Below are 14,088 nucleotides of genomic sequence, written 5' to 3'. Positions count from 1 at the left end.
ACTTGTTCAACTGTAAAGTTGATTGAAAGCGCGAATTAATTTGAAAAGTGACCGAATTCTTTTTGAGAGAGATTAAACCCCTGTGCCAGCTTTATCAGTTTGATAGAACGCGTGTGATCTTAGCAATCGCCCAATCCAGATCTTCTTCAGAGATGACAAGCGGCGGGGCAAAACGGATGACCGTTTCATGCGTTTCTTTGCACAGCAGTCCTTCTTCTTTTAATTTTTCACAGTACGGGCGTGCAGGCACTGTGAGTTCAACTCCTATAAACAAGCCTCTTCCCCGCACTTCCTTAATAAGCGGATTTTTTATTTCAGAGAGCTTCTCTTTAAAATAAGCTCCAAGCTTAAGAGATCGCTCTGCCAGTTTTTCCTCCTCGAGAACCTGCAGGGCTGCAACAGAAACGGCACATGCAAGCGGATTGCCTCCAAATGTTGAACCGTGAGAGCCCGGATTAAACACACCGAGAATGTCTTTGCCTGCTGCCACACAGGAAATCGGGAATACGCCTCCTCCAAGGGCCTTGCCGAGAATGTACATATCAGGCTTCACATCTTCCCAGTCACACGCGAATGTCTTACCGGATCTGCCGAGTCCTGATTGAATCTCATCTGCAATGAAAATAACATTGTTCTCTCTGCACATCTCTGCTGCCTGTTTTAAAAATCCTTGCGGAGGAATTACGATACCTGCTTCACCCTGGATAGGCTCAATCAAGAAAGCCGCTGTATTAGCTGTGATGGCAGATTTTAATGCCTCTATATCTCCATATGGAATCAGCTTAATTCCAGGCAGCATTGGCCCGAAACCTCTCTTGTATTCTTCTTCTGAAGACAGGGAAACTGCAGACATCGTGCGTCCGTGGAAATTTCCGATGCAGGCGATGATTTCAGCTTGATCTTCTGCAACTCCTTTAACATCATAAGCCCATCTTCGTGCAGCTTTAATCGCCGTCTCTACTGCTTCTGCACCTGTATTCATCGGAAGGACCATTTCTTTTTCAGTCAATGCTGCAACAGCCTCATAGAATGAACCAAGCTGATCGTTATGAAACGCGCGGGATGTGAGCGTAATTTTATCTGCCTGGTCTTTAAGCGCCTGAATGATCTTAGGATGTCTGTGTCCCTGGTTTACAGCAGAATATGCACTCAGCATATCCATGTATTGATTGCCTTCCGGGTCTCTTACCCAAACGCCTTCTGCTTCTGAAATAACAATTGGAAGCGGATGATAATTGTTTGCTCCGTATTGGGATGTCTGCTGTATTAATTCTTGGGATTTTGTCAATGTTGTCATTTTTATTCCTCCTTAAAATGTCTCTGAAGTAGTTTTCGCCTGCATGTGAAGCAGCAAGTAATCTGGACCGCCGGCTTTAGAATCTGTTCCTGACATATTAAATCCGCCAAACGGCTGATACCCGACGATTGCGCCTGTGCAGCCTCTATTAAAATATAAATTACCGACATGAAACTCTTCTTTCGCTCTCTCAATATGTTCACGGTTATTCGAGATGAGAGCACCTGTCAGTCCATAATCTGTGTTATTGGCAATCTCAAGGATATGGTTAAAATCATCTGCTTTGCAGAAAGCAACGACTGGGCCAAAGATTTCTTCCTGCATGAGACGGCCTTTTTCATCTATATCAGCAAAAATAGTAGGCTGGATGAAGAATCCTTTTGATTCGTCCCCTTCTCCGCCCGTCATGAGCCTGCCTTCTTCCTTGCCAATTTCTATATAACTCATAATCTTGCTGTAGGAATTCTGGTCGATGACAGGTCCCATATAAGTACCTGCTTCTTCCGGGTTCCCCACAATAAGTTTTCTTGTTAGCTCCACTGCTTTTTCAAGGACTTCATCATAAACATCCTGATGAACAACTGCACGTGATCCTGCAGAGCATTTCTGTCCCGAAAAACCAAAAGCAGAAGCAACGATTGCAGAAGCGGCCAAATCAAGGTCTGCATCCTTATCAACGGCTACAGTGTCTTTGCCGCCCATCTCAGCGATGACCCGTTTCAGCCAAATCTGTCCGCTGTGGACTTTTGCAGCGCGTTCATAGATTCTGCACCCCACCTCACGCGAACCAGTAAAGGAAATAAATCTAGTTTTCGGGTGATCTACCAAATAATCTCCTACTTCAGCACCGCTTCCCGGAATGTAATTCAGGACACCGGCAGGAAGTCCCGCTTCCTCAAGCAGCTCTGCAAATTTGGCTGCAACAACAGGTGTTGAATTTGCAGGCTTTAAAAGGATGGTATTTCCTGCAACAATTGCGGCGGCTGCCGTTCCCGCCATAATGGCAAGCGGAAAGTTGAACGGGGAAATGACTATGCCTACTCCAAGCGGGATATAGCTGAACGTATTCTGCTCTCCCTCTCTGCTCTGTACAGGAACGCCGTCCTTCAGCTTCAGCATCTGGCGTGCGTAATACTCAAGAAAGTCGATAGCTTCTGCTGTATCGGCATCTGCCTCATTCCATGGCTTGCCTGCCTCCTTAATCAGATAGGCTGAAAACTCATGCTTCCTGCGGCGGAGCATGGCTGCCGCACGGATCAGAATGGATGCACGCGCTTCAGGCTTCTGTTTTTTCCACTTTTCAAAGGCTTCTGCAGCCTTCTCCATTGCTTTTTCTGCCAATTCTTTTGTAGCCTTGGATACAACTCCGACTACTTCTGTTTTATTGGCTGGATTAACCGATGTTATTTTTTCAGCTGTCGTAATTCGCTCTTCGCCGACGATCAGCGGATATTCTTTATTTAGCTGGGTATTAACGTATGCAAGTGCTTCTTGAAGGGCCTGATGATTCTCTTTTATTGCAAAGTCAGTAAACGGCTCATGTTTGTATGGAACGGTCATGGCAATTCCTCCTAATTTGATTCTTCAGATATATAGAATGCAAGTTCCGTGCCAACATGTAATCACTTCAGTAAAAGGCCTCCGTCTGCAAAATTATTTTGCTATGTATAATTTCTTTGCACCCTTGACGCAAATTTTTTTTGCCTTCAATACGGCTGACAGGATAAAATAGAATAAAAGAGTCAAAACGGGGGGCTGACTATGGATCTGAAAAAAGAAGATCTGCATCTTTTTATGGAAGCCATCATTGATGAAATCGATGTAGGACTTCACGTGATTAATAAAAAAGGACACACCATCCTCTACAATAAAAAAATGATGCAGATTGAGTCAATGGACAGCCGGGATGTCATGAATAAGAACCTTCTCGATGTGTTCATGTTTTCTAAAGACGGGGACAGCACGCTTGTGCAGGCTCTTCAGAACGGTACAGAAACAAAGAATATCAAACAGACCTATTTCAACAACAAAGGAAAAGAAATCACAACCGTCAACAATACTTTCCCTATCAGGGATGGAGAAGAGATTGTCGGTGCTGTTGAGATTGCAAAAGATATTACAAAGATAGAAAGGCTGATGAAGGACACTATTAAAAGAAAAGGAGGAACAAGGTATACGTTTGAAAGCATTATTGGAGAAGGTCCCGCGATAAAAGAAGTTATTGAAAGTGCAAAGCGGGCGACCCGTACAGCGTCATCCGTCTTGATTGTCGGGGAGACCGGCACAGGAAAGGAGCTTTTTGCCCAGAGCATCCATAACGGAAGCAGCCGATCTGCGGCTCCTTTTATTTCTCAGAACTGTGCTGCACTGCCCGACAGTCTGATTGAGAGTTTATTATTCGGTACCAAAAAAGGAGCTTTTTCAGGGGCGATTGATCATCCGGGTTTATTTGAACAGGCAGAAGGAGGTACGCTGCTGCTTGATGAAATTAACTCATTGAATCCCCATTTGCAGTCAAAGCTGCTGAGGGCTTTGCAGGAGAGAACGATCAGGCGGATTGGCGATACGAAAGATACGCCAATCGATGTAAGAATCATAGCGACAATAAATGAGGATCCTATTGAAGCCATCACGAAAGAACGGATGAGGAAGGATCTATACTATCGTCTGAGTGTAGTGACTATTTTTGTCCCTCCGCTAAGAGACAGAACCGAAGATATCCCCCTTCTTATCGAGCGATTTATCAGCAAATACAATGAGCTTTTCCAAATGGATGTTCAGCGTGTTGATCAGGAGGTCCTGGAAACTCTTCATACTTACGAATGGCCGGGCAATGTGCGAGAGCTTCAGCACATGATTGAGGGAGCAATGAATTTAATGGCAGATGAGGAAACGATCCGCTTTAACCATCTGCCCATGCATTTCCGCTCAAAGTCAAAAGTGCAAACGGCTTCTTCTGCCCAAGAACAGCTGTATGAAGAAACAATCGAATCATTCAAGCTAAAAGAACACATGGACCGTTCGGAAGCTCACTATATAAAAGTCATGCTGAAAAAGAACGGGTACAACATTTCAAAAACCGCAGAAGAAGCGGGCCTAAGCCGCCAGAGTCTGCAATACAGAATGAAAAAGCTGAATATCGAAGCAAGAAAAGAAAAAAGCTTCTGAGGAAAGAATTTCTCCAGAAGCTTTTTTTCGTTATGCAGCTTCCTTAAAATCGCTGCTTTCTCTAATATCAGAAACCGTTTTGATTTTATAATTTTTAAACACAAGCGATCCAAGGAATCCAGAGATCCCTCCGGCAAGAGCACAAAGCGCGGCTGTAATAGTAACGGTTAATGGGTCATTAAACCCGTACATGACAGCAAGACCCGCTATCGGAGTTGCCGTTCCAGTTGCGTTGTTTACAAGTCCGAATAGGGAGACGACTACTCCGGCTGCAGCGCCTCCGAAGAAGTTCGTTATATAAACGGGGACAGGGTTAGCTGTAATAATATCCGCCTGAGTGAGAGGCTCAATGGCTACAGCAATTGTCGTTCTTCTGTCACCAAATTTCAATCGGCTGAAAAGAACATAGTTCATGAAGGATGAACCAAATACGGCCAATGCACCAATCGCCATAGGCAGTCCAGTTAATCCGAGCATGGCTGTCAGAGCCATAGAACTTAAAGGAGCCGTTGCTACAACGGTAATCACTCCGCCAAGGATAATTCCCATTATAATCGGGTTGCTGTTAGCTGTTTCAGTAATAATGCCGCCAATGTTCAGAAGCGTTGCATCGACTACCGGAGTAAGGGTGTTTCCAATTAATCTGACAAGCGGGGCTGCCACAATAATGGTGACCAGCAAATCAAGACCTGCCGGCGTTTTTTTCTCGATCACCTTTACCAGGAATGCAACCAGATACCCTGCAAAAAAGCCCGGAAGCAAACCAAGTCCGGCACATGACACGCCGAGCATCAGAGCATAAACCGGGGACACACCAAGTGCAAGCGCCACAAGAGCAGCTGCTGCTACGCCACCCATGCTGCCCGCAGCATCCCCGACTTCTCCAAGAAATTCAATCTTCAGAAGATCTCCTCCAACATACCTCTGAAAGGCTTCAACAAGAAAAGCTGCAACTGCTGCATTGGCGAGAGCTCCCATCGCCTTCATACCCTTTGGAGCTTTATAGCTGAATAAAGAAAATAACCCAAGTACCATTAATAATAGCGCCGTTCCTTTTACCAATTCCATCTGTCTCTCTCCTCTGGCTGTTAAGAATTTTTGGCATTCATTCTTTTACAATATCCAAAAAGCCCTTATTCTTTCACACCTTCAGCCGCAAGACAGAAAGTACGAAAAAATAAGAGCGTGCACACGGAATCGTTTTTCAATACGAAATACAAAGATAATCCTCATAAGCAAACAGGATAATCGATGATTAGCATATCATACCATTCACATCTTCTCATTTTTGTTGCTCATACCTTCTTGTAGTCTGGCATTTTAGCGGCTGCCAGGTAGAAACGATCAGACCATCTTAACTGAAATTATACAAGAATATAAAAATTATAAGTAATAGTTAGAAGTATATAGGAATTGGTTCAATTGAACAATGGATATTAAAAGGTTCAGAATAATTAATTTCTGTTTGACTTCAGTTCAAGCATAGCTCCTTGTTATTTAGTTTTCAAATGTCCCCTTAATGATCGGGACTCCTCCTTCGACCATCACTTTCCCTTTTGCAATAACGGTATCAATCGTCAGCGTCTCTTTATCCAGCAAAACGAGATCAGCATCCTTCTCTTCTCTGATTTCACCTTTGTTTTTAAGCTTTAAAATTCGTGCCGGGTTAGAGGTGATGACCTGAAGTGCTGATTCAAGCGGAACTCCTTCATCCAATACAGATGAACGGACTTCCTTAAAAAGAGATGACACTCTTCCGACTTGAAGACCCGCAAAATCGCCATCTTCATTAAAATATGGGAGACTTGCCTGTCCATCTGATGAGAACGTAATCTGATTGATTGAAACGCCTCTCTCAAGCATCAGCCGCAAGCCTCTGCTGCACTTCACTTCTCCTTCCTCAAGAAATTGAGGAATCGTGCTTGTTGTTAAGTCCACATATCCGCCTATTTCCGTGTACCTGATGCCCTCTTCAAATAATTCTGTGTTTCGGTTAATGTGGGTCGGGTGAAAATGATGTATGGGGATGTCCGTCTTTTCTGCAATCTCAAACAAAAGATCAAGTTTTCGGTCACTATCGCCTACATGTATTTCCAAAAGTCCTGCTTTTCCGGTAATTAAACCGCCATTGCGGGCTGCAGCTGCGATTTTCACCAGTTCTTCAAAAGCCGGTTCAGAAGAACGATGATCGGATATGGCAATCTCGCCTACACCAAGTATTTTCTCAATAAAAATCAAATCCTCTTCAATCTTCCCTGTTAAGGTTTTCACCGGAATCTGATACGATCCCGAGTGGATGTAAGCCGTGATTCCCTCTTCATCCAAAGCGTGGGCCTTAGCAAGCAGACTTTCAATCCGTCTTGTTGTTCCGTCGGTTCCGAGCACTCCAACTACCGTTGTGATCCCCGCCGTTGCAGCATCTGTTAAATTCAGTTCAGGTGTTCTGGTTTTAAAGCCCCCTTCCCCTCCTCCGCCGATTAAATGTACATGAGCATCAATAAATCCCGGCACAAGGAGCTTCCCTGTTCCATCAATTATTTTTACATCAATAGATGAGGAATCCATTTTAATCGTATCCTTGATATAGCCTATTTTATTTGCCGCAAGCAGAACATCCTTGCGGCCTAAATAATGGGGTGCATATACTTCTGTGTTTTTAATTAAAGTAAGCAATTTTCCCCCTCCTGTTTCTCCAAGATTTTCTATATCCTTTTTATAATGGTCCGCAGTTCATTAAATTGCAAAAAACAGCATCATTGCCGGAAAAAAAAGCTTTTCCCGGGTTTCGAGTCTTCCTGCGAGTATCGTAATTAATAAATTTATTGTACCAGTTGCTGTTAAACACCAAAAGCTGGTTTGCATTTTTTAGAGTCATGTTCTGTAAATGCCTCTTTCCAACTTCTATATTTCAGCAAAAAAGACAGCTGGCTCAAAATTATGAGTCCGCTGTCTTTTTCTACTCTTCCCGCCCCCGGCTGAAAATCATAATAAACTTCAGCAATTCAAACAGGGAAATGAGAGCTGCCGCTACATATGTCAGCGCAGCTGCCCCAAGTACTTTGTTTACGCCGCGCTCTTCTTCATTGCGGATGATGCCTTCTGCAAGAATAAAATCCTTGGCTCTTCTGCTGGCGTTGAATTCAACAGGCAATGTGACTAATTGAAAGGCAACTGCCGCTGAAAAAAAGATAATTCCAAGCCCGATTAGATTGAAGGACCCTAATAAAAAGCCTCCTATAAGCAAAAAGGGAGCGATACCTGAGGAAATATTCACGACCGGGAACATTTTGTGCCTTAAGGTTAAAGCCCCATAGGATTCTTTGTGCTGAATGGCGTGACCCACTTCATGCGAAGCTACTGAGATTGATGCAATGGATCTTCCGTAATAAACCTGTTCAGATAACCGCACAGCTTTTTTTAAAGGATCATAGTGATCAGACAGCTTTCCTCTAACAGGTTCTACCGGAACATGATGAAGCCCGTTGTGGTCCAAAATTCTGCGTGCAACTTCCATTCCTGTCATTCCTGAAGAAGCCTGAACCTTTGACCATGTATTAAAATTACTTTTCACTTTAAACTGCGCCCAAAGCGCCAGTCCAAATGCCGCAAAAACTAAAATATCCATAGGATGAAAAAACATTTTGAGATCCCCTCCTGCGTTCCGGTTTTTCTTAGTTTTCCCCTTCCTTTTATCATATCCCCTGTAAAACTATCCAGCCAAACCGGACAGTGTGGATTTTTTTGTGAACAATGTGCGATTTGCAGGCATTCTTAACCATTTTTTTATCAGCTTATAATAAACATCGAAGTCTTAACATGAAGGGCAGAGATTGTAGTAAAATAATGGTACAGTTCATTAGAAAAGCGGAACCGACTGTTCAGCTCCGACAGACAGATAAGAATTCACCGGAAAAGGCCGATTTTGCCTTTTTCGGGGAATTTGTTCTGGCCGAGGAGTTAGGAGGTGGAGCTAGACAACTTAGAAAAGCGGAACCGACTGTTCAGCTCCGACAGACAGATAAGAATTCACCGGAAAAGGCCGATTTTGCCTTTTTCGGGGAATTTGTTCTGGCCGAGGAGTTAGGAGGTGGAGCTAGGTAACTTAGCGGAATCGCCAATGTCCGCTCCGACGGGCAGATAAGGATCTGACTTTTTTGCCCTAGCCGTGCTGACTGAGAATCAAGGCGCTTCCGTTTGCCATCAATGCAATAATTTACTTAAACCTTAAGAAAAGCAGGTGAAATACATGCCATCTAAGCAGGAACAGGAAACACTCGAGCAATTGAAGGAATCAGAAAAACACTTTTCAGAGACGAAATTCTGGAGCAAATTAAAGAAGTATGGAAAAAAGGCAGGATCCTCTGTTGTGTATGCCGGGATGCTTTTATATTTCACGCTTCAAAAACCGGAAGTTCCGGCAAAAACAAAAGCGATTATTATCGGCGCACTCGGCTATTTCATTTTGCCGCTTGATCTCATTCCCGACTTAGCTATAGGCGTCGGCTACACCGATGACCTTGGAGCACTTGGCCTCGCTCTCTTGCAAGTGGCGATGTACATTGATCAGGATATAAAAGATCAGGCTAAACAAAAGCTTGTTGAATGGTTTGGCGATCAGGTTGATACATCAGACATTGATTCAAAAATCTAATGAAAATTGCAATTAAGCACCTCTTGAGGTGCTTAATTTCTTGGTCCAAATAGCATAACTGACACTCCGGCAAGACAAATGAATGCACCAAATATATCATAGAAATCAGGTGTTTTCCGGTCAACTCCCCATCCCCATAGAACCGAAAGCACAATAAAAATACCTCCATATGCCGCGTACACCCTTCCAAAAGAAGGGAAAGTCTGCATGGCAGCAATGACTCCATAAAGAGCTAAAGATAAACCTCCAAAAACTCCCCAATAAAGAGGTTTTCCTTCCCGAAGCCAGAGCCAAATTAAATATCCTCCTCCAATTTCAGCAAGACCTGCCAGCAAGAATAAACAGATTGTGTAAAACATTTTGCCACCCCTTTATACACCTGAAAAAGCAGGAAGGATTCCGCCCTGCTCTTTCAGACGAATTATCTTTCCTGCTTAATGAGCTGTAAATCAATATAAAGCTGGATTCGTGCATGAAAATCATCGAAATCAATCGAGGTAAGATCAGAAATTTGATTGATTCTGTATTTTAACGTGTTTGTGTGTATAAACAGCTGTTCGGCTGTCGGTTTGATGCGGCAGTTGTTAAGAAGATAGATTTCTAGCGTTTGAAGTAATTTTGTCTGGCTTTCCTGATCCTTTTTTTGCAGAATTTGCAGATTTTTATTGATGTAGCCTGTTATCCCATGATGCTTTGAGATCGTTTCGAGATAACGGAAAATTCCGAGCTTGCTGTATATGAAAGGAAGTTTATCAGGTGTTCCGATAAATTTGGCTGCATTGATTACTTCAAGCGCTTCAAGATAAGATTTCTTCAATTGAAGGATGGACGAATACTCATTTCCAATACCGGCATACACCTTTCGGCCATTAAATTGGGAGAGAACCGTATTCGTTAATTCCTCTGCGCTTTCTGAAAGCTGGCTTAAGCCTTTTGCATTGCTCCCGATTATAACGACAATCTTCAGCTGTTCCGTAAAAACCTGGGACAAATGATTTAAGGCATTTGCAAATAACCGAACCGTTTCTGTTACTTCTTCAAACAGTTCTTCATCATTTTGAGAAATGGTAAAAATATTAACAAGAAACGTTTCGGGAATCAGGATACTGTGATTAGCTGCTTCCCACTTGATTTGATTTTCCGTCTGGAACGCCTCACCGATGATTTTTTTATAAAACTCATTTTTTTCTTCATTCTCTCTAAGGCTGATCTGATTTTTCTGATAAAGCAGTTTGCCGATATGACGCGAAACTTCATGCAGGAATTTCAGATCTGAATCTGTCATTGTTTCCGTTTCCTGAACCCATATATAGCCAAAAACCTGTTCCCTGTAGATTGCGCTTACAACAACCCGCTGATTTAAGCCGATTTCTTTTATCTGTTTCACCCGAAACGGATGGGGTATCGTTTTTAGCTGATCGACAATGCCTTCATCCATGAATTTCTCAAGAATGGGAATTGGCCAATGCTTCGTAAAAATGGTCTGCTGATTGGCTTGATCGAAATGGTCTATATAATAAGAGCTGTAGGACAGCAAAGAGAATTGATCATTTTCAATGACGACTGGTTTTTTTAAATAAGTGCTGACCATATCTGTAATATCGTTAATGTTTGTCAGTGTCAGTATTTTTTCAAGCAACATATATGGCCCCTCCTGCTTCAGATATAAATGATGAACCTAATTATAATACTTTTATCAGCAGGAAGGGAATAGCGGCTCCATTTGAGATCAAAAATAAATCATTCAGGATTTGTCAGCACATAAAAAAGGACCGGGAAAATCCCGGCCCTTCAAGTCTTATTCTTTTACAATTTTTTCAAACTCTTCAAATTGAGCTTCTACTTCTCTTGAAGGCTGAGCAGTAAGCAGACTGACCACAATAATAGCAAGTAAGCTTGCTGCAAAACCAGGGATCATTTCATAAAGAGTTTCTGACAGGCCTGCCATCGACCAGAAGATAACCGTTGCGGCACCTACGATCATCCCTGCCAATGCTCCCCATTTCGTCATCCGTTTCCAGAAGAGACTGAGCAGAATCAGCGGTCCAAAAGATGAACCAAATCCAGCCCATGCATAGCCGACAAGTTCAAGGATCGTGTCGTTTTTCTCCCAAGAAAGAATAAGGGCAATGACCGAGATAAGCAGAACGGACAATCTGCCTAAAAAGACAAGCTCTTTATCTGAAGCAGAGCGTCTGAAGAACGTTTTATAAATATCCTCTGTTAAGGAGCTCGCTGTTACAAGCAGCTGGGAAGAAATCGTGCTCATAATCGCTGCGAGAATAGCTGAAATCAAAAATCCTGTAATAAATGGGTGGAACAGTACTTCTCCCAAAACGATGAAAACCGTTTCCGGATCGTCTAACTTCATGTCATTTTGAGAAAAATAAGTGATGCCGATGAATCCTGTCAGCATCGCACCGATACTTGAGAAAATCATCCAGCCCATCCCGATGTTACGGGCTTTTTTGATTTCTTTTACTGAATTAATCGCCATAAAGCGGACAATGATATGCGGCTGGCCAAAATAGCCAAGTCCCCAGGCAAATAATGAAATAACTCCTAAAAGACTCGTTCCAGTAAAAATATTTAAAAGTGCAGGGTCAATTGAGCGCGCTGTGTCAATGGAAGGTCCAAAACCTCCAACATGGATAAGCGTAACAATAGGTACAAGAATCAATGCAATAAACATGATGATCCCCTGAACAAAATCGGTCCAGCTTACTGCCAGAAAACCGCCGAATAATGTATAGGCCACCACAACACCAGTTAAAATCCATAATCCAGTATGATAATCAAGGCCAAATGTACTTTGGAATAAAACACCGCCTGAGACCATTCCTGATGAGACATAAAAAGTAAAGAATATTAAGATAACTAAAGCCGAAATAAGTCTCAGGATTCGTGAACCATCAGCAAATCGATTTTCAAGGAAAGCCGGAATGGTAATCGAGTTATTCGCCACTTCCGTATATGTTCTTAATCTAGGTGCAACATAAAGCCAGTTGGCATAAGCGCCAAGCGTTAAACCGATGACGATCCAAATGGAGCTGAGTCCAGTTGCAAACATAGCGCCCGGCAGTCCCATCAGCAGCCATCCGCTCATATCTGCTGCACCAGCACTTAAAGCCGTAACAGCAGGTCCGAGACCGCGGTCTCCAAGCATGTAATCATTTAGGTTGGATGTTCTTTTATAGGCAAAATATCCGATAATCAGCATGCCCGCCATATAAATGCTTATAGATAAAACCAATGCGTAATCAATCATAGAGGAACCCCTTTCAGAACCAAAAATATTTATACTTTTTTTAAAAAGAGGAAGCAACCTTTTTTGTCACTTCCTCAGGATTGAATCTGGAGTTGTCTTACATGAATAATATAAGAATGCATATGAATCGCATATCTTTGAATCTCTGATTCTTTATCTATTAAAATGTTTCAGATGTTGTTTTAGCCTGCATATGAAGCTGAAGGTAATCAGGTCCGCCTGCTTTAGAATCAGTTCCTGACATGTTGAAGCCGCCGAATGGCTGATAGCCTACGATTGCGCCAGTACATCCGCGATTGAAGTACAGATTTCCGACATGGAAGTCTTCACGTGCTTTTTCCATGTTAGAGCGGTTTGTTGTTAGGACAGCACCTGTTAAACCATACTCTGTATTATTGGCAATTTCAAGTGCTTCGTCAAAATCTTTTGCTTTTGCAAAAGCAACAACCGGTCCAAAGATTTCTTCCTGCATTAAACGTGCTTTTGGATCAACATCAGCAACAATTGTCGGCTGCACGAAGTAGCCTTTAGAGCTGTCTCCTTCTCCGCCTGCAAGTATGCGTCCTTCTTCTTTCCCGATTTCAACATAGCTCATGATTTTGTCAAAAGCTGCCTGGTCGATAACAGGTCCCATGAAATGATTTTCTGTTGGATTGCCGACTGTTAATTGTTTTGTTAATTCTACAGCACGGTTTAATACTTGATCATAGACATCTTCTACGATAACTGCGCGGGAACAAGCCGAGCATTTTTGTCCTGAGAAGCCGAATGCTGATTTTACAATCGATTGAGCTGCAAGCTCAAGATCTGCCTCTTTATCTACTACAATCGTATCTTTACCGCCCATTTCAGCGATCACACGCTTCAGCCAGATTTGACCGTCATTCAGCTGTGATGCACGGTTAAAAATGCGAAGGCCTACATCGCGTGAGCCTGTGAAGGAGATAAAACGAGTTTTTGGATGGTCAACAAGGTAGTCTCCCACTTCCGCTCCGCTTCCAGGAACAAAGTTCAGAACGCCTGAAGGAAGACCCGCTTCCATCATGACTTCTACAAACTTAGCAGCTACGATAGGTGTAGTTGAAGCCGGCTTTAATAGGATCGTGTTGCCTGTTACGATTGCAGCAACAGCAGTACCTGCCATAATAGCAAACGGGAAGTTCCAAGGTGAAATGATGATGCCGACGCCTAATGGAATATAGTCATAGCGATTATATTCGCCCGGGCGGCTTTCAACAGGAACTCCATCTTTTAGCTTCAGCATTTGACGTGCATAAAACTCAAGGAAGTCAATTGCTTCTGCTGTATCAGCATCAGCCTCGTTCCATGGCTTTCCTGCTTCTTTAGTTAAAAGGGCTGAAAATTCATGTTTGCGGCGGCGGATGATGGCAGCTGCTTTGAACAGTACATCAGCACGGATTTCAGGCTTTACTTTTTTCCAGCTTTCAAACGCAGCAGAAGCCTCCTGCATCGCTTTTTCTGCATGGTCACGGCTTGCTTTTGATACACGGCCGATCACTTCTTCTTTATCAGCAGGGTTATAAGACACAATTTTATCATCTGTCGTTACTTTTTCTGCACCGATATATAGAGGATAGTCCTGTCCTAAATAGCCTTCTACCTTTTGAAGAGCTTCCTGGTAGGCTTTCTTATTTTCTTCGTTTGTAAAATCAGTAAATGGTTCGTGTTTGTATGGAATCATTA

12 protein-coding genes and 1 riboswitch are annotated in these 14,088 nt (G+C 42.9%); of the genes, 3 read left to right on the top strand and 9 right to left on the bottom strand.

What is annotated here, in order from left to right; all coding sequences use genetic code 11:
• Window positions 1–94 precede the first annotated feature (94 nt).
• Window positions 95–1,297 carry an ornithine--oxo-acid transaminase gene (locus LIT25_04230; protein ID USK34578.1) on the bottom strand — a complete coding sequence of 401 codons (1,203 nt, stop codon included), beginning with the start codon at window positions 1,295–1,297 and terminating at the stop codon, window positions 95–97.
• Between the two features lie 12 nt (window positions 1,298–1,309).
• Window positions 1,310–2,857, bottom strand: coding sequence for an L-glutamate gamma-semialdehyde dehydrogenase (pruA, locus tag LIT25_04225; GenBank protein USK34577.1), 1,548 nt, complete (start codon window positions 2,855–2,857; stop codon window positions 1,310–1,312).
• Window positions 2,858–3,058: 201 nt separating this feature from the next.
• On the opposite strand from pruA (LIT25_04225), the gene LIT25_04220 reads away from it, so the two are divergent.
• Entirely contained in the window at window positions 3,059–4,465 is a 1,407-nt protein-coding gene (locus tag LIT25_04220) for a sigma 54-interacting transcriptional regulator (GenBank protein ID USK34576.1), read from the top strand.
• A gap of 30 nt (window positions 4,466–4,495) precedes the next feature.
• On the opposite strand, the gene LIT25_04215 is transcribed toward LIT25_04220, so the two are convergent.
• The 3 genes from LIT25_04215 to LIT25_04205 form a co-directional block, all read right to left on the bottom strand.
• The gene (locus tag LIT25_04215; GenBank protein ID USK34575.1) at window positions 4,496–5,533 is read right to left on the bottom strand and encodes a PTS sugar transporter subunit IIC; all 1,038 of its coding nucleotides are present in this window, start codon (window positions 5,531–5,533) and stop codon (window positions 4,496–4,498) included.
• Between the two features lie 220 nt (window positions 5,534–5,753).
• Window positions 5,754–5,857: riboswitch (purine riboswitch) on the bottom strand.
• A gap of 105 nt (window positions 5,858–5,962) precedes the next feature.
• Complete coding sequence (gene iadA, locus LIT25_04210; protein ID USK34574.1) at window positions 5,963–7,138, bottom strand: beta-aspartyl-peptidase; 1,176 nt, start codon at window positions 7,136–7,138, stop codon at window positions 5,963–5,965.
• A gap of 283 nt (window positions 7,139–7,421) precedes the next feature.
• The gene (locus LIT25_04205) at window positions 7,422–8,105 is read right to left on the bottom strand and encodes a zinc metallopeptidase (GenBank protein ID USK34573.1); all 684 of its coding nucleotides are present in this window, start codon (window positions 8,103–8,105) and stop codon (window positions 7,422–7,424) included.
• Window positions 8,106–8,281: 176 nt separating this feature from the next.
• On the opposite strand from LIT25_04205, the gene LIT25_04200 reads away from it, so the two are divergent.
• Window positions 8,282–8,566 carry a hypothetical protein gene (locus LIT25_04200; protein ID USK34572.1) on the top strand — a complete coding sequence of 95 codons (285 nt, stop codon included), beginning with the start codon at window positions 8,282–8,284 and terminating at the stop codon, window positions 8,564–8,566.
• 145 nt (window positions 8,567–8,711) lie between these two features.
• Window positions 8,712–9,116 carry a DUF1232 domain-containing protein gene (locus tag LIT25_04195; GenBank protein ID USK34571.1) on the top strand — a complete coding sequence of 135 codons (405 nt, stop codon included), beginning with the start codon at window positions 8,712–8,714 and terminating at the stop codon, window positions 9,114–9,116.
• 32 nt (window positions 9,117–9,148) lie between these two features.
• Here the strand turns inward: LIT25_04195 and LIT25_04190 are convergent, their stop codons facing one another.
• The 4 genes from LIT25_04190 to pruA (LIT25_04175) form a co-directional block, all read right to left on the bottom strand.
• Window positions 9,149–9,475: a YnfA family protein gene (locus tag LIT25_04190; protein ID USK34570.1), complete on the bottom strand. Its 327-nt coding sequence runs from the start codon at window positions 9,473–9,475 to the stop codon at window positions 9,149–9,151.
• A gap of 62 nt (window positions 9,476–9,537) precedes the next feature.
• On the bottom strand, window positions 9,538–10,758 hold the full coding sequence (locus LIT25_04185) for a helix-turn-helix domain-containing protein (GenBank protein ID USK34569.1): 1,221 nt from the start codon (window positions 10,756–10,758) through the stop codon (window positions 9,538–9,540).
• Between the two features lie 156 nt (window positions 10,759–10,914).
• Entirely contained in the window at window positions 10,915–12,384 is a 1,470-nt protein-coding gene (gene putP, locus LIT25_04180; GenBank protein ID USK34568.1) for a sodium/proline symporter PutP, read from the bottom strand.
• 160 nt (window positions 12,385–12,544) lie between these two features.
• Entirely contained in the window at window positions 12,545–14,086 is a 1,542-nt protein-coding gene (gene pruA / locus LIT25_04175) for an L-glutamate gamma-semialdehyde dehydrogenase (GenBank protein USK34567.1), read from the bottom strand.
• Between the last annotated feature and the right edge of the window lie 2 nt (window positions 14,087–14,088).

The organism is Bacillus sp. F19, from assembly GCA_023823795.1.
In the GTDB taxonomy this organism is placed as follows: domain Bacteria; phylum Bacillota; class Bacilli; order Bacillales; family Bacillaceae; genus Bacillus_P.
The sequence above is the reverse complement of the archived record's forward strand: the minus strand, read 5'-3'. Positions and strand labels throughout refer to the sequence as shown.